This window comes from Extibacter muris, from assembly GCF_004345005.1.
Lineage (GTDB): Bacteria > Bacillota > Clostridia > Lachnospirales > Lachnospiraceae > Extibacter > Extibacter muris.
On the sequence record NZ_SMMX01000007.1, the window covers coordinates 1 to 21,832 of the forward strand.

Sequence of the window (21,832 nt, forward strand, 5' to 3'; positions counted from 1 at the left end):
TAAAGATGTTGTAATCATTTTTGTTTGATTTCTATCCAAACCAACGATATATGCCATATACGAAGCACCTCCGATACCAAATATTGTATCATTATTATAACATATATCATAATCGTTAGACAGTCTGGCGTACGGTTCCGTACACGGCGGTCCAATCAACTTAACAAGCAACACACCTTTCGGTGTAGTAATCTAACATTGAGATTACCCCAAATCGGGTTAGTCTCTCTTTTGTTACTGCATAGTTCATGGCTCCCCTTCGACACACATATGCTATCCTTGCTCCTGTGTATGCTGTTGACTATGCATATTTCCTGCTTATCCCCAGTTTTATCAGGTTCTTTGCTCGGTTTTGTGGTGTTTTCCAGTGCTTCCAGATACACATACGCAATCGGAAGCGGATATGCTTATCCACTTCTCGTCAAAGTCGTTTCATGCTTCCGATTTTGAAGTAGTTTATCCAACCTCGAATGAGTTGGTTTAATTTCGAAATCTTATAGCTGTTACTTACTCCCCAGCTTCTGCTTGTCAGTTTCTTCATTCTCTTTTTGAACTTCTCTACTGATGATGTTTGCAAGCAATGGCGATAAATTTCCACCTTGCGGTGTTCCTATCACAGAGTCCTCGTACTCATCGTCTATCCTTATTCCACTGACTAGGTACTTACGGATTATCGATATAACATCCCCGTCCTTTATGGTTCTTCCAATGATGGGCATCAGTTTGTCATGATAGCCTGCTGTGCACACCTATTCGGGCGAAATCCATAACTATGTTCATGGAATTGCTCTTTTATCTCTCGGAGACCAGCCTTATATGTGATTTCTGTCCGTCAGACCAGGGGGTTGCTTGCAGATTCTTTCAGATCTTATCTCGCGATAAACACCCTTGCTGTTCAGCTATACACTTCCCACTATCTGGGCATGTTCGGGACTTTCACCCGTTAGAGTTTGCCCATGCTGGGCAAACAAAAACAGGGAGATAAATAAATTATCTCCCTGAATAAATAACGATTCGCATTTCAAACTGCGAAGCACTTAAACTAAAGGTTTTTACTTAAAACTGCAATGCACTTGAATTAAACAAATTCCTTTGTTCCCTTATATTATATGCAATTTCCTATCGCTTGCATAACTCCGAACGCCGAAAACAAAGGATTTTTAAAGCGTTTGTTAGTTACGCGACAGTTACCCGAACATTTTCATATGTGTACATACTGCTCCATTGACTACAAATCACGCAACTTTGTTATAATCGATGATTGAAATTTCCTGCATCACTTTTTTTGCCTGCTCCACAATGTTTTCCAACTGTTTTACTACATCGGCTGTGTAAACCACTTCATTGCATTCCGTACACTTATAACAGGGAACATTTCTTATAATCACCAAACAATTCCCCAAATCTGTCACATCTGTCGTAAATCCATTCTCGGCTTTGGCGCCACACTCCATGCATAACATATTTATCGCTCCTTTCTGGTCTTCAAATCTGCTTCCCATTGAGTACAATTAGGATAATAGGCTGTTATAAAATAGATAAAATCTTCATCTTTGCTAAGCACTATATGAAGATAACTTTCATTAATTGTTTTCCCTAATATCAAGCAGCTCGATAATGGCTTATCCTCCTCATACTGTTTGATTATTTCCCCTGTATCAATACAATGAATAACATCATCGACTTTTATTCCTCGTTCTTCCAATCTTTCCTTTGCATGTTTAGTAATTGCTATTTTCTCAAGTGTATTCATTCCCTTGAAGTTTTCTATCCTGTACAATACCATTCCTCCCTAGGTTACCGATTGATATCAGTATATCACAATTTCTATCTCAAAAAAACCCACAAACATCGAGTCTGTGGGTTTTCCATATATTGCAGATATGCAGCTGCTTATCTCTTGGTAAACTCCGAACGCTGTAAATATGCCATTTTCAAGTCATTTGTCAGTTACGTGTTCGTTACCCGTATGTTCACAGACACGCCCATATATTCTTACCTCAAATATTACGCAATTTGTTCCACCGCGAACGGAAGTTCATATAATGTATCAGGGTCAATATCTAAACATGAAGTATTATCCCGGTTCTTATGAATATCCCATGCAAGGGTATCATTCAACACCGTACAAGTATCCATAAAAACATCAATATCTTTTAGTGGATAAAACGCTTCTTTCTCAATCATTTGTGACATATCATAACGCACAATTTTACCATCTTCAAAGTATACATATACAGAGTAGTCTTTCATTGGTATCACTTGTACAACCTTGGGGAACATATTATCACCTCCTGCTATACTAAAGGATTAATTCTATTCAGCGGCTTCCCATCTTTTGATAACTCCCAATTCTGCATCAATTCGTCTTGATGAAGAACACACCACGCTAATATTAACTTTAATTGTCTTGAAGGCAAAGCACCTTTTATTATTCTTGCTTTCTCTATTTCAACTATTGCCTTATTTTCGTTATATTCTGCATGAAAATGCGGGGGATTATGGTCATCATAATACATTGTTACCCTGATACCATAAAATAGTGATATTTCCGGCATTATATATTCCTCCTACTTATTTCAGTGTTTAATATATATTGTTGACACTAATTATTGTTCACACTAATTATACCACATTTTCTATCTCAAAAAAACCCACAAACATCGAGTCTGTGGGTTTTCCATATATTGCAGATATGCAACTGCTTATCGTTTTGAGAACTGTGGTGCTCTACGCGCTGCTTTGAGACCGTATTTCTTACGTTCTTTCATACGCGGGTCACGTGTCAGGTATCCGGATTTCTTAAGTACCGGCCTGTAATCTGCATCTGCCTGCAGAAGTGCTCTTGCGATACCGTGGCGGATTGCTCCTGCCTGTCCGGTGTAACCGCCGCCCTTTACATTAACGATGACATCGAACTTGCCGTCCGTCTCTGTTGCAACCAATGGCTGGCGTACGATAACCTTCAAAGTCTCAAGCCCGAGGTATTCATCGATGCTTCTTTTATTTATAGTAATGTTGCCTGTTCCAGGTACTAAATATACTCTTGCGATTGATTTTTTTCTTCTTCCTGTTCCATAGAATTTTGCGTTAGCCACTTTCTATATCCTCCTTTCAAACCTTCCCTTAAAATTTCAGCTCTTCCGGCTTCTGAGCCTGCTGCTCGTGCTCAGGTCCAGCGTATACGTGAAGCTTTTTAATCATTGATCTTCCCAAAGGTCCTTTTGGAAGCATTCCCTTTACAGCAAGTTCAATCACTTTTTCCGGTTTCTTGTCCATCATGACTTCTAATGTAGTCTCTTTGAATCCTCCTACATAGTCAGAATGGTTATAATACATCTTCTGCTCCATCTTCTTGCCTGTCACTTTGATGTCTTTAGCGTTTACTACGATTACATAATCACCTGTGTCGATGTGCGGCGTGAATTGCGGCTTGTTCTTTCCTCGTAAAACCTTAGCTACTTCTGATGCTAAACGTCCTAATGTATATCCCGCAGCGTCAACTACATACCATTTTCTTTCAATCTTGTCTGGATTGGCCATATATGTCTTCATTGGTTAACCTCCTGTGATAATTAACATCCAATTAAAATTATTATATTCAGAAGTCAGTTTGCTCCGGGGCTTTGGTTCAAACTGATTCATCTCATGTCATGCTGTTTTATTATATTATACGCACCCACGTGTGTCAACCTCTTTTTAACCTTTTTCTGCCATAGTCTGCCTGTTTCAGTAACACTTCAAAGATTCTATTTCCACATAATGTCAGCTTTTTTCCGTGGCGCAGTCCTTCTGTATGTAACAGCCGGATAGCCGAGCAGCATGCAGCAGGAGATCCGCTTTCCGCCTGTCTGCAGCCACTCCTGAAGGACACGGCTGCTTCTGATTACCCGCATCATATAACCGCTGTACAGTGCGCCAAGCCCCTCCGCCACGGCCATGTTTTCCATATTCGCCGCGGCCAGGCCACCATCCAGCGGATTGTCTGAAGCAATCACGAGAAAAGCGGGCGTGTTGAAAAAGAACGTGTCATCTTCCGGATTGCGTTTCCATTTCATATAGAAGAACTCGAATGTCCTTGCATATTCCGGCGCGCTTTCTTTCAGGCTTTCCAATATAGACGGCATCTCCTTCCAGACAAGTTCCTTGAACTCATCCAGCCTGTCCTGGATGAACACATAAGTACAGGCCTGCCGGTTTCTTGCCGTCGCGGTATAACGGCCTGCGCTGAGTACACGTTCTGCCTTGTCCCGCCCAATTTTCTCCGGCCGGAAGCTGCGGATGCTTCTGCGGAACTTTACTGCGCGCAGATAACAGCCTGCATCTAGGGTGAACTTCTCTTCCTCGTATTCCTCTACCCCAGCCATGTCATACTCCGGGATGGATACTGCATTTACAGGACAGATGGCGACACAGTGCCCGCAGTGCAGGCAGTCCTTATATACATCCGCCTTCTCTTCCGTTATCCTAATTGCGTTTGCCGGGCAGTCTCCCTTACAGGCACCGCACCCGGTACATGTTTCATAATTAATCTGAATCATCTGATATCAACCTCCTGAAATCGTTCCACTATATAGTAACATAAATATACATTTTTCTCCATTTCTTACTGCATTTTCTCACGTTGTCCTTCCTTATTCCGGAAGTTTTATGTTATAATATCTTACCTTGGGGGGTATTTGGAAATGAGAAAAAATGTTGATTTGTTACATGGACCTGTCCTGTCATCGCTGACACGGCTGGCCCTGCCGATTATGGCAACTTCACTCGTACAGATGGCTTATAATCTGACGGATATGATATGGATCGGGCGTATCGGAAGCAACGCCGTAGCAGCAGTCGGCGCTGCCGGTATGTATATGTGGCTCTCTAACGGCCTGGCCACGCTGGCGAAGATGGGCGGGCAGGTTAATGTCGGACATGCTCTTGGAGCCGGGCAGAGGGCGGACGCTTCACGCTACGCGGCCAATGCGTTCCAGCTCACGGCATTCTGCGGCATCCTATACGGACTTCTCTGTGTTCTGCTGAACGGTCCTCTTATCGGATTCTTCCGGCTGAACAGCCCAGGCGTCATTGCCGATGCGAAGATATATCTGCAGATTACGTGCGGTTTTGTCATATTTTCCTTTTTAAACCAGACATTTACAGGCATACTTACCGCAGTCGGCAACAGCCGCTCTTCTTTTCTGGCAACCTCGGTGGGCCTTGTCATCAATATCGCGCTCGACCCTGTGCTTATCTTCGGGCTTGGCCCTTTCCCTGAGATGGGAGTCATGGGGGCTGCTGTCGCTACGGTAATTGCGCAGTTTATTGTTACACTGATGTTCTTTTACTTTGCGTCGAAGGACACGCAGGTATTTCGCAATATGAAGGTCACAGAGAAGCCGAGCAGGAAGTATATGATGCCGGTCATCAAGATTGGGCTGCCCACTTCCATACAGAGCATCATCTTCACCGGCATGTCCATGATAATCGCCCGGCTCGTGGCCGGATACGGGGATGCGGCTATCGCCGTCCAGAAGGTGGGTTCACAGATCGAATCTATCTCCTGGATGACTGCGGACGGCTTCGCTGCAGCTGTCAATTCCTTCGTGGCGCAGAACCATGGGGCCGGCAACCGTACCCGTATCAAGAAGGGATATGCTTCAGCCATGTGCGTAGTCCTCGTGTGGGGCGTCATCTGTACGCTGCTGCTCACCCTCTGCCCGGCGCCTATATTCCGTATCTTCATCGCAGAACCGGACGTGCTGCCGATGGGCGTGGATTATCTCATGATCCTGGGCGTATCACAGCTGTTCATGAGCGTGGAGATTACGACTGCCGGGGCATTCGCCGGCTTTGGACGTACGGTTCCGCCGTCCGTCGTCGGCATCGTGCTGACAGCCGCCCGGATTCCTTTTGCCATGCTGCTCACCGAGACGGCGCTCGGACTGAACGGAATCTGGTGGAGCATAACCATCTCCAGCATATGCAAGGGAATCATCCTGCTTATCTGGTTCCTGTTTTTCTTAAAACGAAAGGAACAAAAGGCTCCAGACCTCTCTTAAACAGGGACAGACCTTTTGCGGGGTCTGGCCCTTTTTATTAAAACACCATTTTATGGAGGAGAGCTTCTTGAACTTAGAAATCAGAGAATTAAGAAAAAAAGATTACAGAAAGGCCGTTGCATTTGCCATAACGGGCATGCACTTCAACTGGTATATGGACAGCGAAGTATTGCTGAAGCTATATGGGAAATATTTCTGGTATCTGGAATTGAACAGGGCTACGCAGGTGATAGCAGCATATGAGGAAGATGAGCTTGCGGGTGTCCTGCTTGCGGACATGAAAGGGGAAGATAAAAAATATCGTACTTTTGGAAAATCATTCTATGTTAAAGTATTTGATATTCTGCAGCATCTCTTCGCCAAAGACGGAGTGAGCGTTTATGATGAGGCAAACAGGGAACTGTTTATACAGTATCGCAATAGCAAAATCCCGGATGGAGAAATCGTCTTTCTGGCCGCCGACCCTGAGAGCACCGCAAGAGGGACCGGCAGCCTGCTGCTCCGCGAATTTGAACGAAGAGAAAAGGGGAAAGAAGTATTTCTATATACCGATAATGCCTGTACGTATCAGTTTTATGAACACAGGGGATTCGTGCGGGCAGGCGAACGGGATATCACACTGGAAATCGGTAATAAGAAAGTGGAACTTCAATGTCTTTTATACAGAAAGCTTACAGATTAAGGCAATTCCATATTCATCTCTTCGTCTTATAATAATATACCATCACTTCCGAATCACAGCCATTGTGGTACTGGAGGCATGTGATGCACTTTGTCTCGAAAGGCGCATCTTCCATCGGAACTACGGTAAAGCCGAACTTCCTATAGAACCCCGGCACTTTGGCGGTGAGCCAGATCCTGTCAGCCCGCCGCTTTTCTGCCTCATCCATAACCGCGCGGACAAGCCTCTTGCCGTATCCTTTGCCCCAGTATCTTTCCTCGACCGCCACGCAGCGGAGGATGTATGCACCTTTGTCATACACGAGGCCCGCAGCGCCGATTCTCCCGCCCGTCTCCTCATCCAGCAGTTCAAAGCAAGTGAGCAGCCCTTCCGGCGCAGAATCTTCCGGGCGAATCTCCAGCCCTGCTCTTACAAAGAGTTCTACAAGTGAAGCATAATCCATCGTGCAAATCATCTTCTCAGACATTTCTATATTCCTTTCCTTTCATTACTCCCTACTATTAGTATTGTCATAGTCATTCTTTACCTTTTCTACAGGTTAGACTATGCTATTTTAAGATACTGTGGATTGGTTCATTCCTCCTACCACTTGATGGTTCATACGAGGCTCCAACCACAGTCTCCTTGTTCATTTGTTAATCAGTTAGTTACCGCATGACGGTTTATCAGGAAGTAGGTTACAATCACAAGGAGTCCTGTGGATCTTAAAACAGTATCAATACATTCTTAGGAGGTCCTATATGATTTTTGTAGGAATTGATGTTGCTAAAAATAAGCATGATTGCTTTATCACAAACACTGATGGAGAAATTTTATTTAATTCTTTCACCATCACCAACAATCTCGATGGGTTTAATGACCTATATCTCTTAGATAAAGGTTTCCCGACCTACGTTATCAATCCGTTACATACCAATCTGTACAGAAAAAGTCTAAGCCTTAGACAGACCAAAACGGATAAAGTAGATGTCCGCACAATTGCTTCTATGTTGATGTCTGATGTGAACTTAAAGTCCTACTCAGATACATCTTACCACAACGAAGAATTAAAATCACTGACTCGTTATCGTTTTGATAAAGTAAAGGAACGTTCTGCCCTCAAGGTATCTATATCTCGACTTGTTTGCATCCTTTACCAGAACTTGAAAAACTTGTTCCAACTCTCCATATGACATCCGTCTATTCTTTGCTTTATGAATTTCCAGGTGCTTCTTATGTTGCATCTGCTCATCTTACTCGGCTGACAAACCTACTTTCCAAAGCCTCTAAAGGCCATTACAGCAAAGATACGGCTGTCCTTTTCCGCCAAACTGCCAGAGACTCTATAGGTTCTGTTATGCCTGCGAAATCTTTGGAATTAAAACATACCATCAACCTTATTCAGGAATTAACTTCTGAAATTGATGAAATCGAGGCAGCTATCAAGCAGATCATGGATGAAGAGATCAAATCCCCTATTCTCACCATTCCCGGCATTAGTTACCGGATGGGAGCAATGGTCATTGCCGAAATCGGCGACTTCAATCGTTTTGATTCAGCCGATAAGATACTGGCCTATGCTGGGATGTCTCCATCCACATACCAATCCGGTCAACTGGATAACTGTCATTCCCGTATGGAGAAACGTGGTTCCAGATATCTCCGCTATGCCCTTTACAATGCGACAAAATATGTCTGCCATTGGGATAAATCTTTCGGTGCATATCTAGAGAAAAAGCGTTCCGAAGGAAAACATTACAATGTAGCTTTATCTCATGCTGCCAAAAAACTTGTTAGAACTATCTTTGCAATGGAAAGGTCAGGACACCCATACATAGCATCCGTTTAACTCTTTCTATAATCATTTCCTTTTTAGAGCATCTACAAAGATGCTCTTATTGTCATGCAGTTTTCAAGGTACTGATTGCAATGAAAAGTCATTGCCACTTATTCAAAAATTCTTTTTTTACTTGACTTTCTTTAATAGTTAGTCTCATTTAACGAAGTATCTACCACCAAATATAGTACAGACTTTGTGCTTTTACAATACTTTTGCCTCCTTTTTCACATCCCCTTTATATGTTATACTTATTATGGCGTCCGTAAAAGCTGCATGTATTATTCAGGCCGGCGCCTTGTACTTAATTTAAAGAAAGCAGGTATTATTTATGTGGGCTTACAACAGTGTGTTCTATCAGATCTACCCTATCGGCTTCTGCGGGGCTCCGGTATATAACGACGGAATCTGCGTGCCGCGTATCCTTAAGCTGAAAGAATGGGCCGATTATCTCGAGAATCTCGGAGTGGACTCGATTATATTGAATCCGATATTCGAGTCTGACAACCACGGATATGATACGAGAGATTATACTAAGATCGACTGCCGTCTCGGCACGAATGACGATTTCAAAGAAGTGTGCGGCTCGCTCCATGCACACGGGATAAAAGTTATATTGGACGGGGTATTCAACCATGTGGGACGCGGGTTCTGGGCATTCAAAGATGTCCAGGAAAAGAAGTGGGAGTCACCTTATAAGGACTGGTTCCATATCAGCTTTGACGGAAACAGCGGCTACGATGACGGATTCTGGTACGAGGGATGGGAAGGCCATTTTGAACTCGTCAAGCTGAATCTTCAGAATCCGGCTGTCACGGACTATCTGCTTGGCTGCATACGTGGATGGATTGATGAATTCGGCATCGACGGGCTGCGTCTGGACGTGGCGTACAGCCTGGATCACAATTTTATGAGAAGGCTGCGGACATATACCAGTGAGATCAAACCTGGATTTACCCTTATCGGGGAAGTATTGTTCGGGGATTACAATCTCATAGTCAATGATGAGATGCTTCACAGCTGTACGAATTATGAATGTTACAAAGGAATATTTTCCAGCTTCAATTCCATGAACATGTTTGAGATAGCACATTCCCTGCACAGGCAGTACGGCTCTGACCAATGGTGCTTATACAGAGGAAAGCATCTCATCACTTTTGTAGACAATCACGATGTGGCGAGGATTGCAAGCATCCTCACGAATAAGAACCATATTCCGCTGGCATACGGCCTGCTTCTTGGCATGCCGGGGATTCCATGCATCTATTATGGAAGCGAATGGGGGGAGCCGGGCGAAAAGCAGCCCGATAATGACTATGCCCTGCGGCCATGCTTTGAACAGCCAAAGCCGAACGAGCTGACAGATTACGTCAAAAGACTGATCCGTATCCGCCAGAAGAGCGAAGCACTGTGCAATGGAGATTATAAAAATATTGTTATCCAGAACCATCAGCTCGTCTTTGAGCGCTGCGTTGGATCCGAACGGATGATAGTTGCCATAAATGCGGCAGACCAGCCATATATGGCTGCCCACGGCAGTTTTGAAGGCGATGCCGCGGAATTGCTGTCCGGTCAAGAGGTAAAGTTAGAAGGACAGATAAGTCTGGCGCCCTACAGCGTACAATATATTGAAATGGGGACGTAACCTTTTTAAGTTTTGTTACGTCCCAAATTGGACTTTGTGGTGTACCTAAATGAGAAATGCCCTGTACCTATTTTGTCGGTATGGTGAATTCTTCACCATACTGGCAGTAGGCCACTGCTTCTTTTCCTTCGTCTTTTTGCGGGGAGTAGACGGACAATACCATGTTTTGTGCTCCTTCTGCCCTCACTTCATTGACCTGATACAATTTGAATCTTCCGAATCAATCTTCAGATGCTCCGTAGTCTCTGAACCATACGATTTCTCCGCGGTCATTTTTGCCGCGTAGTTCCAGTGTGAGTCCTTTTGTATCTCCTTTATAGTAGAGATACGTTCCCATTTCGTTATGCTTGTATTCTGTAAGAGTTATCTTCTTACCATCCGGCAGGCTTACTTCCTGATTCAGGGTAACGCTCGTCGTATCTGCCATGAGCTCGTGCCAGTCCGCCTTGAATTCATAAGTCCATTTTCCATCGGTGATTCCTGCCGCGTCCTGAAGCTCTATCTTTGTGGCAGTTTCCTTGCTCATGTCAAGCTTACCGCTCTCCAGTTCACACTCATAGACCACTCTGACTTTGCCGTCTTCCTCCTCAACCGGATGAATCAGCTCCATGCCGCTGACCTTTTCATCATTCAGATAAATCTCTGCCACAAGTATCGGAAGCTTTATTTTCTCCAGGTCTTCATTATCCATTGAACTCTTTAGCTCTTTACGCATATCATCAAAGGTACTATTTTTATTTACATAGACGGCATACCCGTTATTTGTGTTGTATTTTATGCTTTCCAGCTCTTTTTCCGCCTGTTTTGCCATTTTATCCGGATATTTCTGGGTCAGAGTTATCATAAGCTGACGGTCATCTAAAATTACTGATTCCAGCTTCACTTCTATACCGTCGCTTTCCGTCTCTGTATTGACCACAGTCTCATACGGGGACACGTCTTTTTCTCAGTTGCCGGAGGAAAGCCATCTGCTGATACTCTCAGATGCGGACTTCATGGCAGCATTCACCTGCCCTCTGAACGGGCCTGCTGCCAGCGCCGTCAGGCATAGGACCGCACAAGCCGCGCAGGCCGCATATATCCGTCTTTTTGAACCGTGTATCTGCCTGCGTATCCTCTTCTGCCATCTTTTTGACTCCAATTGTGAAAATGTTTCAGACGTATATGGAGCTGCATCAGTCTTGATATCATTCAGATAATCGTATATATTTTTCATCTCCTACACCTCCCTGCTTTCATACATGGAACGTATACGTTTCTTTCCCCTGGACAGACGGTTATAGATGACCTCTTTTTTAAGCCCGGTCTCCGTGCTTACTTCATCCAGATCCTTCTATTCCATATAAAGCTTGAGGAAAATCCCCCTGTCCGTCTCGCTCAGGCAATCTAGCATCTGCTCCAGCTCCTCGGATATCTCCTGCTCGGCAATACGTTCCAGCTCCTCGTCCACCTTTGGAATATCCATTTCATCGATATTTTCAAAAGTAAGCTCCCGGTAGTATTTTCTAAGGAAATCCAATGCCTTATATCTTGCAATCCCGGCGCACCAGTTTTTGAAACTGCTTTTTTCCATGTCAAAGCTCCCGATATTCTTCCAGATCCCTAGGAATACATCGTTGAGGCACTCCTCCTGATAGTCTTTCAAAAGCCTGAGACGCGTACATACTATAGCATTCAGCATGCCACCATATTCACTTATCACATACATGAGCGCCTTCTCATCGTGCTTTTTCAGCTGCTCGACAAAATTGCTTTCCGTTATCTTCATAGCTTTTACCTCGCGCAGGTGTATCGCCCCTACACTTATTACTTCGCCGAAAAGCGGGAAAATCTATCCAAAAAAGGATGTTGATTGGAATATTACACTCAAATCAACATCCTTTTCCCTTATTTTATTAAGACTTTTGTAATTTCTGCAATGTACATCGTATGATAGTCCGCCTCAGGGTACCACTTTGTATCACATTCCGTCTCTATGAAGCATTCGGGATACATTTCCTGTGCATACAGCTTTTTACATACGAATATCATCTCCGCCTCTTCCACCGCCGCAGAGTCCTCTACATAGTATGGATGAAGGCCTGCTTCTTTCCACTTATCCTCCACGTCGCGTCCGGACACGGCGCCACATACGTTCAATGCCTTCCGCTGTCCGTCCGGCAGGAAGGATATGGTAAATGTATCATTCATATCCACGAATTCCTTCGTATATCTCTGGGGTCGTATATACGCAGTCACTACCGGCTTTCCCCACATGATTCCGACGCCTCCCCAGCTTGCGGTCATCGTGTTGGATTTCCGTTCATCCCCCGCAGTGATGAGCATCCACTGCTTTGATATCTTCTCAAAAGGGTTGAAGCTCAGTTCTTCGATTGCTATTTCTTTAAAAGCCATCACACATTCCTCCTTCTAGCGGCCATCTGCCGTTAATACTATTTTAACACAACTTTGCGGAAATGTTTCTTGCCTTTTTTTAATATCATTCCTTCTCCTGCAAATGCATCCGAAGCAAATACCTCCTGGATATCTGTGACCTTTTTCCCGTCCACAGAGATGCCTCCCTGCTGTACCGCACGTCTCGCCTCCGACTTGGACGGCACGAGGCCGCTCTTTAGCAGAAGCGTGAGGATATCGATGCATCCGTCATCAAGATTATCGGCTGTTATCTCTGCGGTAGGCATCTGTGCGGCAGCCCCCTGGCTGAACAGCGCTTTTGCAGACTCCTGTGCTTTTTCCGCTTCTTCTTCCCCGTGTACGAGCTTTGTCAGTTCGTAGGCAAGAATCTCTTTGGCGGTGTTCAGCTGTGCGCCTTCCCAGGAATCCATCTTCTCAATCTCTTCCAGCGGCAGGAATGTCAGCATACGGATACATTTGAGCACATCCGTGTCTCCTACATTTCTCCAGTATTGATAGAAGTCATACGGAGAAGTCTTCTCCGGGTCAAGCCAGACCGCTCCGTTCTGCGTCTTGCCCATCTTCTTTCCTTCTGAATTCAGAAGCAGCGTAATGGTCATGGCACATGCATTCTTTCCAAGTTTCCGGCGGATAAGCTCCGTACCGCCTAGCATGTTCGCCCATTGGTCATCCCCTCCAAACTGCATGTTGCATCCGTAATTCTGGTACAGCATGTAGAAGTCAAAGCTCTGCATGATCATATAGTTGAACTCAAGGAACGTAAGCCCTTTCTCCATCCTCTGCTTGTAGCACTCTGCAGCCAGCATCCGGTTGACCGAAAAATGCGGGCCAATCTCGCGGAGCATATCGATATAGTTCAGATCCAGCAGCCAGTCCGCGTTGTTCACCATGAGTGCCTTGCCTTCTGAAAAATCAATGAACTTGCTCATCTGTCTTTTGAAACAGTCACAGTTGTGCTGAATCATCTCCGGTGTCATCATGGAACGCATGTCCGTCCTGCCGGAAGGGTCACCGATATAGCCTGTCCCGCCGCCGATAAGGGCAATCGGCTTATTGCCCGCATCCTGCAGACGCTTCATCAGGCAGAGCGCCATAAAGTGTCCCACATGAAGACTGTCCGCCGTCGGGTCGAACCCGATATAAAACGTCGCCTTCCCATTGTTGATCAGCTCCCTGATCTCATCTTCATCCGTAACCTGGGCAATCAGGCCTCTCGCCTGCAACTCTTCATAAATTCCCATAGCTTATCTCTCCTTTAAAATTATAATAATTGTCAGATAATATCGTGAATTAGCAAAGGGGTCTGACCCCTTTGCTAATTCCGACAAAAAAACCTCGTCCCAATAGAAAGGACGAGGTCTGATTCCCGTGATACCACCTTACTTCACCTGCAGCTTACGCTGCCGGTCTCTGAAAGCTGCTAATGTACAGCTTATGCACGTTAACGCATGCCCCGCGGCACAGCCTACTTTCCTTCCAATACTCAGGTTTCGGTGTGCGGCTCCAAGATGTATTCACCGTCTGCTCCTTCATGCGCCTCTCATCTGCCGGCTGCTTTCTGTATGGGTGTGCGGACCGCTACTTCTTCTTTTCAAAGCCTTTGTTCATTATCTTGTCTTGCTTGTCTGAAATGGTAACGTATTTCTGTTTTTTTGTCAAGAATTAATTTCAATATGTGCTATTTCCGTGCAGAGGGATGGTACGGGCAGTTCTGTTTCAGGCACTGCTTATTTTCCACGAAAAATCCACATTCAATCTTTTCCGGCAGTTCCATCACTATGGCAAAGGTCTCCTTTACTTCCGCAGCTGCCTCTTTTACGGCGGTAAAGCAGTCCCGTTTGCAGCAGCGCGGCCCGCCAAGCGCGGCGATTGCCCCCAGCGCCCTGGCTGTCATCCGGTTGGACAGCTGCCAGGATCTGCCCGTCAGAGGTGTCGCCTTTGTGACGATGCTCATGAAGATTCCGGTGCTGACGGCCGCTCCGCAGCAGCCCCACATGCCGCACGCCCCGCCGGGCACCTCGCTTCCCCTGGCCCGCATCTCCGCAAGGGCTTCTGAGAGGCCGATATCCCCGCCACAGTTGTGGTAAGCCGCCAGAAGCGCCGCGCCTGCCATCACATGGTGTTCCGGCCCGTGCATGTATATGAACGGATCCTCCATCATCTCCTGCATGATGGCAATCGGATTACGTGAAGCTGTCCGTCTGCATGTATCCAGTATCACTTCAATTCCTCTTTCGGCATGGCAGCGGTCGCAGACATAGTGTCCGTCTGTGCAGGCGGCACGGCTATCAAAACTCTGCCCGCACAGGGCGCATTCCAGCTTTATCGCCTTGTCATAGTATTCAAGATTTCTGCCGCATACAAGGCAGGCGCCTTCTCTTCTGTACATTTCTCCTATATCCTTTTCCCGTCTTTGATGACAGCTTTCAGGTTCAGTTCCTTGTCAAGCAGCACCACATCCCCCTTTTTGCCAGGCGTGAGGGAGCCGTACTTGTCGTACTCTCCAAGGCTTTTTGCCGGATTCATCGTGGCACACGCAACAGCGGTCTCGAGGGGGATCCCCATCTCTTTTACCACCGTGCGCAGGCAGTCCATAAGATTCGTAGCAGATCCCGCAAGGGCACCGTCTGACACCAGTGTCGCCCGGTTTCCTGTCACATGGACCGCAAGGCCGCCGAGCGTGTATTCCCCGTCCGGCATGCCCGTTGCACGCATGCTGTCACTGATTAAGATAATCCGGTCGGCGCCGAGCATCTTGAACGTGGCACGCACGACAGACGGATGGATGTGCACGCCGTCACAAATCAGCTCCGCCATGACATGCCCGCTGTCTGACACGGCACCGATGACGCCCGGGGCCCGATGTGTGAATGGCGGCATCGCATTGTACAGGTGTACCGCATGGCAGGCGCCTTTGTCATAGGCTGCCTTGGCATCGTCATACCCCGCATTCGTATGCGCCAGGGATACGTTCACTTCATCCTTCACCTGCCCTACAAATTCCAGCGCCCCTTCTTCCTCCGGCGCCACGCCGATGTACTTGATAAGCCCCTGCGCAGCAGCCTGGAAGCGGTGGAAGATATCCTTGCTGCAAGGGATGATATATGTGGCGTCCTGGGCCCCCTTTTTCGCCTTGCTGATAAACGGCCCTTCCATATTTACGCCGATGAGGTCGGCGCCGTCTCCGGCCTCCTTTTTGTATGCGGCGGCAGTAGAAAGGATATTCTCAAGCGTCTCCACCTGAAGTGTCATCGTAGCCGGCGAGATGGCCGTCACGCCAATAGATGCTTCATACTTTGCAATCTCATGAATCGCTTCCTTCGTGCCATCGCAGAAATCATAGCCTTTGCACCCGTGGAAATGAATATCGATCAGACCCGGGATGGCATAGCAGCCTTCTCCGTCTATGACTTCTCCTGCGTCCTCTTTCCCTTCAGATATGAGGCCGTCCCTGATAACAATCTCGCCATCTTCAAATGTCTTCTCTTCTGTAAATACCTTTACATTCTTAATTACCATACCTTATCTCCTCTCAATGGAATGTATATGCCATTTATATATATTTCTCAGGCTTTTCCCGCTGCAGCGCCCGCAGCGTATTGTCATGCAGCATCTCTTTCTCGTACTTGTCCTGCTCCAGATAATAAGAATAGATGATGTCCAGCATGACGAGAATCGGAAACTGAGGTGAGATGACATTACCGTGGTTCAGGTGCTTAAGGGAAGGGATGAGCAGCACCTCATCGCAGAACTTGACAAACGCCTCATTGTTCTTGGCCGTCACCAGCACGGTCTTGGCGCCTCTTTCGTGGGCCTCTTTCAGCAGATACAGCACTTCCTCTTTCTCGCCGCTTATGCTGATGCCGAACACGAGACATGTCTCATTCTGAAATATGGCCTGCATGCGCATCAGGTCGCTGTCCTGTATGGAATCAATGTCAACGCCGATGCGCATGAATCTGAGCTTCATCTCTCTCGCGGCAAGCCCGGAGCTCCCCATTCCACAGACGAACACCCTGGCCGCCCGGTTCAGGAAACGGCTGATCCTGGCAACCTGCACCTCATCTACAAGGCTGTACGTCTTATTCAGAAGCTCCTGGTACACGTTCAGTACCATCCTCGTATTGCCGGTGATAGATTCCTTCTTCTCTACAAACGTCTCTTCATATTGATAGACGAACTCCCGATAGCCCCGGTAGCCGCACTTCTTGGCAAACCTGGAAAGGGACGCCTCGGATACGAAGAGCAGCTCGGCGACCGCCCGGGCAGAAAAGTCCATCTTCTTCCTGTTCTGGATGAAAAAGTCTGCAATGTTCTTTTCAACGGTCGTAAAATTATCATAATTAGATTCAATCAACGGTACTACAGACTTCACATAATATTCCATGACCCACCAGCCTTATCTCTGCCTCATCTCTACCTTATCTCTGCCAGATTTTCCGCTTCCGGTACCTTTTTGGACTGCTTCTCCCTGAAGTGGTAAAAAGCTCCAAGCATCCCGGCTTCGTTCCTGTGCTTCGCAAAGCATATCGTCGTATGGCCCGCTACGCCCGGGATGAGATACCGGGCTACGGCAGCCTCTATCTTCTCTTTCAGATACTCCTCCTGCGCCATGATGCCTCCCCCGAGCACTACGGTCTCGGGATTCAGCACGTAACAGATATTGGCGATTCCCATTCCAAGGACATCCGACATCTCATCGATGGCCCGGATACAGACTTCGTCCCCCTTGCCCGCGCTCTCGAATATGCGGTAGCCGTTCCAGTGCTCTACAGGTTCCCCTTTTCTGTCTGCCACCTTCTTCGTCAGTATGCTTGCTGCGCCGAGCGTCTGGAAATCGCTGCCGCACATATGCATGTATCCGACTTCACAGGCACTGTTGCTAAAGCCGTGGTATACTTTGCCGTCCAATAAGATACAGCCCCCGATCCCGGTCCCTATGGTAAGCATCAGCGTGCTCTTGCTGCCCACGGCCGCACCCGACACTGACTCCGCAAGCCCTGCGCAGTTCACGTCATTCTCCACTTCACACGGAATCTTGAAGCGCTCTTCCAGAACCGTCTTGAACCGCGTCCCCGCATAATCCGGTATGAGCGGAGCTGCATGGAAGATCTCTCCTTTCTTTGTATCTACCATTCCGGCAGTAGATATGCATATGCCGCTTATTTCTTCCTGATTCACATATTCCTCTACGATGCCTGACGCCTTATCCAGAATAGAAGGGCCGCCTTTCCAGGCCTCCGTCTTCTTCTCGCGCTTCGAGAGTATATGGCCGCTTCCATCGATGACCCCATATTTGATAGCTGTGCCGCCAATATCTATGCTTACATAATTTTTCATATATTCTCCTCAGCCTCTCTGCCACTGTCACCATTATAATATAAGTAGATATTTTCTGCAATCTCCTGCCCCGGCATCTCCGGCGCCCTCATGCTCTCACGGACTTCTCCTCCATGTCCGAAGGGGCCAGTCCCCTGCTGGCGCAGAAGCCTGACCCTCAACCTCTTTAATGGATCCGTACTTTGAATATAGCCTTTTTAATCGCTGCCGGCTCACCTGCCTTGACCGCCGTACGGTGTGCGTCATGTGGATAGCAGATAAGAAAATCTCCGTCTCCTAATACTACATGGCCGTTCTTGTCCCCATCCATAGGAAGGAAGTCATCCGCAGGCACATATTCTTTCTGATCCATATTATCGATAAAGTTCACATCTATCTGTTCCGGACCAGCCAGCATGACGTGTATGTCCAGATACTCCCTGTGCGCTTCCCAGAACCGGTTAGCGGACTCTGTCGTCGTATACTCTACGATATTGACGAACAGCCTGTCACCATCTATCTCATGCCTTCCCTTTTCAAATGCAATTAAATCATGTTCTCTGGCATAGTCAAGGCATTCTATCACCGGGCTTTCCAGGAACGGATATTCTTCTAAATTACGGACATTTCCAAATATCATGTCTGAAGCACTCCTCTCTTTCTCACATTAATTCTTATATACGGTCGTATCCGGCGCAGGAGCGATGTCGTCGCCCTTTACTCTTCTCCAGATAAGACTTGCCGGGATGCCCACCACGAGGGATACGGCGATGGAGATAAGCGAATAGGACCAGATCGATACGCTTCCTGCCGGCGCAAAATACTTGATACCGACCATGACGGCTGACGCTGCTATGAACGCTGCAACCGCGCCGAATGTGTTGGCCTTCTTCGTAAACGCACCAAGGATAAATGTTCCGATGAGGATACCGAGCACAAGCCCCATGAACCCGTTGAACCATTCATATGCGGACTTCACGCCGCCGTTTGCCAGCACCATGGCAACGACGATGGCAAAGATGCCGACGATAAGCGATACGTACTGTCCGATTTTCGTCTGCTTCTCGAAGCTCAATTCCTTCTTCGTAAGCCTTGCCTGGATGTCCAAAGTCCAGCTCGATGCCACGGAGTTGAGCCCGGTAGAGAGCGTGGACTGTGACGCCGCATAGATGGCCGCCAGCAGAAGCCCCGTGATACCTACCGGAAGCTCGAACGCGATATAGGATGCAAATATCTGGTCCTGTGCCGCTGCCGGCGGAAGCGCGTTCTGCTGATAGAACACGTACAGTCCTGTACCGATAAGGTAGAATACCGTTGCGATGAAGATGGAAAGCGCTCCGTTCGTGAGCATCATCTTGTTCAGCTTCTTCGTATCCGTCGTTGTGGTAAAACGCTGCACGATGTCCTGGCTCGATACGTAGGAGCCCATCGTGTTGAGCCCTGCCCCTACAATCATGATGAATACGCTGTCTTTTAATATATTTATGTCAAATATCGGCTGGTCCGCTGCAAGGAACTTATGCTCTGCCGTGAAGGAATGGAAGATGGCTCCGATTCCCCCGTCTATGTTGGCGAGCAGGAATATCAGGGCAAATGTCACACCTATCAGGAGGACGGAACCCTGGATAAAGTCTGTCCAGAGTACGGACTTTAGCCCGCCTGTGTAAGAGTAGATGATTGCTATGACACCCATGATGATGATGAGCACGTTCACACTGACTCCCGTCAGGCTCCCAAGCACCATGCACGGCAGGTACATGATGATGGACATACGGCCCACCTGGTAGATGATGAACATGACGGCTCCGAGCACGCGCAGCCCTTTGCTTCCAAACCGAAGTTCCAGATAATGGTATGCCGTATCGATATCCAGCCTGCTGTATATCGGGAGGAAATACCTGATCGTAAGCGGGATTGCCAGCAGCATGCCGAGCTGTGCAAACCACATGATCCATGTTCCGGCATAAGAATTTCCCGCAAGAGACAGGAAGGATATGGGACTTAGCAAAGTTGCAAAAATGGATACGGACGTCACCCACCACGGCACGGTCCCATCTCCTTTAAAATATTCTTTTCCCTTCATCTCTCTTTTGGCAAAATGAAGGCCGGCGAATAGTACCGCTGCCAAATACACGATCAGAATAACCAAATCAATGACTGTAAAACCCTGCATCTTCTCTTCCTCCTAAAGTATCATCCTAAAGATATTTCGCTTTCGCATCTGTAATCATCTGTGCCGCCTCTTTTACAACAGCCATGTCCGCCTCCACAAGAGAAGGCAGCGGCTTACGCACCCCTCCGAGCACAAGGCCTTCATTTAGCTTAAGGATTTCTTTGATGACGCCGTACATGTTGCCGTGTGCGGCGCACATTTTGTAGATGACGGAATTGATGTCATACTGCAATGCTCTCGCCTCTTCCATATTGCCCGCACGCACCAGTTCATCCAGCTTGAGGAACAGTTCCGGCATCGCTCCGTACGTTCCGCCGATCGCTCCTTCCGCCCCGATGACACGGCCGCTCATGAACTGTTCGTCCGGCCCGTTGAAGATGATATAATCTTCTCCCGCAGCGGCTTTGAACATCTGGATATCCTGTACCGGCATGGATGAATTCTTCACGCCGATGACTCTTGGATTCTTTCTCATCTTAGCAAACAGGTCCATCGTAAGCGCTACGCCTGCGAGCTGAGGGATGTTATAGATGACAAAATCCGTGTCCGGGGCAGCAGCGCTGATATCATTCCAGTATTCAGCAATGGCATGCTCCGGCAGACGGAAATAAATCGGAGGTATCGCGGCTATGGCATCTACGCCGAGACGTTCCGCGTGGGCAGCCAGCACCTTGCTGTCTTCCGTATTGTTACAGGCAACATGTGCAATGACGGTAAGCTGTCCCTGTGCGGCTTCCATCACATTTTCCAGGACAGTCTTCTTGTCCTGCACGCTCTGGTAGATGCATTCTCCTGATGAGCCGTTCACGTATACGCCTTTGACACCTTTTTCGACAAAATAGCGTGTCAGCGCCTGTACGCCGTCCGGGCTGATATTGCCGTCCTTGTCATAACAGGCATAGAATGCCGGTATAACTCCTTTGTACTTGTCCAGATTTCTCATGATACACTTCTCCTTTTACTTGAATATCTCAGTTATATTGTTACCTGCTTATTCCAATACATCCGCAAATGCTTTCGTAATCAGCTGCGGCCTTGTAATGATGGAACCGACTACTACGGAAAAAGCGCCGAGTTCGATTACCCTTTTTGCCTTTTCAGGGGTGTTGATATTGCCTTCCGCAATAACCGGGTGTTTTACTTTTGCTACGATTTCCCTCAGAATCTCAAAATCATTTTCATCTATTTTCAGATGCCTGCTCTGCTTTGTATAGCCCACCATCGTCGTCCCGATGAAGTCAAATCCAAGCTCATCCGCATGAACGGCCTCTTCCACGGTGGAACAGTCTGCCATGAACATCTGATCTGGATAGCGCTCCTTTACCCGCGCAAAGAATTCATCCAGCGTTACGCCGCCCGGCCTCAGGTCCTTTGTCGCATCCATGGCAATAATCTCAGGCTTTACTTCCATCAGCTCTTCGATCTCTTTCATCGTCGGTGTGATATATACTCCGCAGCCCTCGTAATCTCTCTTCACGATTCCGATGACCGGAAGCTCGACCCGTGACTTTATCTCAGCGATATCCTCTTTGGTATTCGCCCGAATGCCGGAAGCCCCTCCTTCTCTGGCGGCCAGTGCCATTCTTCCCATGATAAATGATGAATGCAGCGGTTCATGCGGAAGTGCCTGGCAGGATACTATCAATTTCCCCTCTAACTGTTTCACTCGTTCGTCCATGTTCCTCTTCCTCCTTGCTCTGTCTGACATAAAGTATAGGCCTTCATGTTTTTATTT

The 21,832-nt window shown here is 47.2% G+C and carries 26 protein-coding genes, 2 pseudogenes and 1 other annotated feature; of the genes and pseudogenes, 4 read left to right on the plus strand and 24 right to left on the minus strand.

Features of this window, described 5'->3' with window-relative positions; all coding sequences use genetic code 11:
* Positions 1–160: 160 nt before the first annotated feature.
* The 8 genes and pseudogenes from E1963_RS22650 to E1963_RS09700 form a co-directional block, all read right to left on the minus strand.
* Positions 161–793 (minus strand): annotated as a pseudogene (locus tag E1963_RS22650) (group II intron maturase-specific domain-containing protein); the annotation flags it as partial.
* A gap of 442 nt (positions 794–1,235) precedes the next feature.
* Positions 1,236–1,463 (minus strand): type II toxin-antitoxin system MqsA family antitoxin, encoded by a 228-nt coding sequence (locus E1963_RS09670; RefSeq protein ID WP_132277510.1) that lies wholly within the window; start codon positions 1,461–1,463, stop codon positions 1,236–1,238.
* A 2-nt stretch (positions 1,464–1,465) separates the two neighbouring features.
* Positions 1,466–1,786 carry a DUF4258 domain-containing protein gene (locus E1963_RS09675; RefSeq protein WP_201272026.1) on the minus strand — a complete coding sequence of 107 codons (321 nt, stop codon included), beginning with the start codon at positions 1,784–1,786 and terminating at the stop codon, positions 1,466–1,468.
* A gap of 221 nt (positions 1,787–2,007) precedes the next feature.
* A complete protein-coding gene (locus E1963_RS09680; protein ID WP_132277511.1) occupies positions 2,008–2,283 on the minus strand; it encodes a DUF2442 domain-containing protein in 276 nt (91 codons plus the stop codon).
* Between the two features lie 14 nt (positions 2,284–2,297).
* Positions 2,298–2,558 carry a DUF4160 domain-containing protein gene (locus E1963_RS09685; protein ID WP_132277512.1) on the minus strand — a complete coding sequence of 87 codons (261 nt, stop codon included), beginning with the start codon at positions 2,556–2,558 and terminating at the stop codon, positions 2,298–2,300.
* Positions 2,559–2,705: 147 nt separating this feature from the next.
* Entirely contained in the window at positions 2,706–3,098 is a 393-nt protein-coding gene (gene rpsI, locus E1963_RS09690; protein ID WP_006444354.1) for a 30S ribosomal protein S9, read from the minus strand.
* A gap of 28 nt (positions 3,099–3,126) precedes the next feature.
* Positions 3,127–3,555 carry a 50S ribosomal protein L13 gene (gene rplM / locus E1963_RS09695; protein WP_049730217.1) on the minus strand — a complete coding sequence of 143 codons (429 nt, stop codon included), beginning with the start codon at positions 3,553–3,555 and terminating at the stop codon, positions 3,127–3,129.
* A 194-nt stretch (positions 3,556–3,749) separates the two neighbouring features.
* The gene (locus tag E1963_RS09700) at positions 3,750–4,541 is read right to left on the minus strand and encodes a nitroreductase family protein (RefSeq protein ID WP_132277513.1); all 792 of its coding nucleotides are present in this window, start codon (positions 4,539–4,541) and stop codon (positions 3,750–3,752) included.
* 144 nt (positions 4,542–4,685) lie between these two features.
* Between E1963_RS09700 and E1963_RS09705 the strand changes: the two genes are divergently transcribed.
* Both E1963_RS09705 and E1963_RS09710 read left to right on the plus strand, forming a co-directional pair.
* On the plus strand, positions 4,686–6,047 hold the full coding sequence (locus E1963_RS09705; protein ID WP_132277515.1) for an MATE family efflux transporter: 1,362 nt from the start codon (positions 4,686–4,688) through the stop codon (positions 6,045–6,047).
* Between the two features lie 67 nt (positions 6,048–6,114).
* The gene (locus E1963_RS09710; protein ID WP_132277517.1) at positions 6,115–6,729 is read left to right on the plus strand and encodes a GNAT family N-acetyltransferase; all 615 of its coding nucleotides are present in this window, start codon (positions 6,115–6,117) and stop codon (positions 6,727–6,729) included.
* 13 nt (positions 6,730–6,742) lie between these two features.
* On the opposite strand, the gene E1963_RS09715 is transcribed toward E1963_RS09710, so the two are convergent.
* A complete protein-coding gene (locus E1963_RS09715) occupies positions 6,743–7,183 on the minus strand; it encodes a GNAT family N-acetyltransferase (RefSeq protein ID WP_167482169.1) in 441 nt (146 codons plus the stop codon).
* Positions 7,184–7,469: 286 nt separating this feature from the next.
* Here E1963_RS09715 and E1963_RS22655 point away from each other — a divergent pair.
* Together E1963_RS22655 and E1963_RS09725 are read left to right on the plus strand one after the other, a co-directional pair.
* Positions 7,470–8,557: pseudogene (locus tag E1963_RS22655) on the plus strand (IS110 family RNA-guided transposase).
* 319 nt (positions 8,558–8,876) lie between these two features.
* Positions 8,877–10,190 (plus strand): alpha-amylase family glycosyl hydrolase, encoded by a 1,314-nt coding sequence (locus tag E1963_RS09725; protein ID WP_132277521.1) that lies wholly within the window; start codon positions 8,877–8,879, stop codon positions 10,188–10,190.
* Positions 10,191–10,257: 67 nt separating this feature from the next.
* On the opposite strand, the gene E1963_RS19705 is transcribed toward E1963_RS09725, so the two are convergent.
* The 15 genes from E1963_RS19705 to E1963_RS09790 form a co-directional block, all read right to left on the minus strand.
* On the minus strand, positions 10,258–10,395 hold the full coding sequence (locus tag E1963_RS19705; RefSeq protein ID WP_167482170.1) for a hypothetical protein: 138 nt from the start codon (positions 10,393–10,395) through the stop codon (positions 10,258–10,260).
* Between the two features lie 15 nt (positions 10,396–10,410).
* Complete coding sequence (locus E1963_RS09730) at positions 10,411–11,127, minus strand: DUF4179 domain-containing protein (protein ID WP_132277523.1); 717 nt, start codon at positions 11,125–11,127, stop codon at positions 10,411–10,413.
* Between the two features lie 9 nt (positions 11,128–11,136).
* Positions 11,137–11,406 carry a hypothetical protein gene (locus E1963_RS09735; protein WP_132277525.1) on the minus strand — a complete coding sequence of 90 codons (270 nt, stop codon included), beginning with the start codon at positions 11,404–11,406 and terminating at the stop codon, positions 11,137–11,139.
* 117 nt (positions 11,407–11,523) lie between these two features.
* The gene (locus tag E1963_RS09740; protein ID WP_243117664.1) at positions 11,524–11,958 is read right to left on the minus strand and encodes a sigma-70 family RNA polymerase sigma factor; all 435 of its coding nucleotides are present in this window, start codon (positions 11,956–11,958) and stop codon (positions 11,524–11,526) included.
* Positions 11,959–12,077: 119 nt separating this feature from the next.
* Positions 12,078–12,584 carry a flavin reductase family protein gene (locus tag E1963_RS09745; RefSeq protein ID WP_132277527.1) on the minus strand — a complete coding sequence of 169 codons (507 nt, stop codon included), beginning with the start codon at positions 12,582–12,584 and terminating at the stop codon, positions 12,078–12,080.
* A 38-nt stretch (positions 12,585–12,622) separates the two neighbouring features.
* Entirely contained in the window at positions 12,623–13,846 is a 1,224-nt protein-coding gene (gene tyrS / locus E1963_RS09750) for a tyrosine--tRNA ligase (protein WP_132277529.1), read from the minus strand.
* Positions 13,847–13,950: 104 nt separating this feature from the next.
* Positions 13,951–14,209 (minus strand) — a binding site (T-box leader).
* 74 nt (positions 14,210–14,283) lie between these two features.
* Positions 14,284–14,994, minus strand: a complete 711-nt coding sequence (locus E1963_RS09755) for a DUF5714 domain-containing protein (protein WP_132277531.1) — start codon at positions 14,992–14,994, stop codon at positions 14,284–14,286.
* Positions 14,995–14,999: 5 nt separating this feature from the next.
* Positions 15,000–16,124, minus strand: coding sequence for an N-acetylglucosamine-6-phosphate deacetylase (gene nagA, locus E1963_RS09760; protein WP_132277533.1), 1,125 nt, complete (start codon positions 16,122–16,124; stop codon positions 15,000–15,002).
* A gap of 34 nt (positions 16,125–16,158) precedes the next feature.
* Positions 16,159–16,992, minus strand: coding sequence for a MurR/RpiR family transcriptional regulator (locus tag E1963_RS09765; protein WP_132277535.1), 834 nt, complete (start codon positions 16,990–16,992; stop codon positions 16,159–16,161).
* 29 nt (positions 16,993–17,021) lie between these two features.
* Positions 17,022–17,945, minus strand: a complete 924-nt coding sequence (locus tag E1963_RS09770; protein WP_132277537.1) for an ROK family protein — start codon at positions 17,943–17,945, stop codon at positions 17,022–17,024.
* A complete protein-coding gene (locus tag E1963_RS19710) occupies positions 17,942–18,106 on the minus strand; it encodes a hypothetical protein (RefSeq protein WP_167482171.1) in 165 nt (54 codons plus the stop codon). Before E1963_RS19710 ends, E1963_RS09770 begins: the two co-directional genes overlap by 4 nt.
* A 5-nt stretch (positions 18,107–18,111) precedes the next feature.
* Complete coding sequence (locus tag E1963_RS09775) at positions 18,112–18,564, minus strand: NanQ anomerase/TabA/YiaL family protein (RefSeq protein ID WP_132277539.1); 453 nt, start codon at positions 18,562–18,564, stop codon at positions 18,112–18,114.
* Between the two features lie 27 nt (positions 18,565–18,591).
* Entirely contained in the window at positions 18,592–20,097 is a 1,506-nt protein-coding gene (locus tag E1963_RS09780) for a sodium:solute symporter family protein (RefSeq protein WP_132277541.1), read from the minus strand.
* A gap of 25 nt (positions 20,098–20,122) precedes the next feature.
* A complete protein-coding gene (locus E1963_RS09785; RefSeq protein WP_132277543.1) occupies positions 20,123–21,040 on the minus strand; it encodes a dihydrodipicolinate synthase family protein in 918 nt (305 codons plus the stop codon).
* Between the two features lie 48 nt (positions 21,041–21,088).
* Positions 21,089–21,775 carry an N-acetylmannosamine-6-phosphate 2-epimerase gene (locus E1963_RS09790; protein ID WP_132277545.1) on the minus strand — a complete coding sequence of 229 codons (687 nt, stop codon included), beginning with the start codon at positions 21,773–21,775 and terminating at the stop codon, positions 21,089–21,091.
* Between the last annotated feature and the right edge of the window lie 57 nt (positions 21,776–21,832).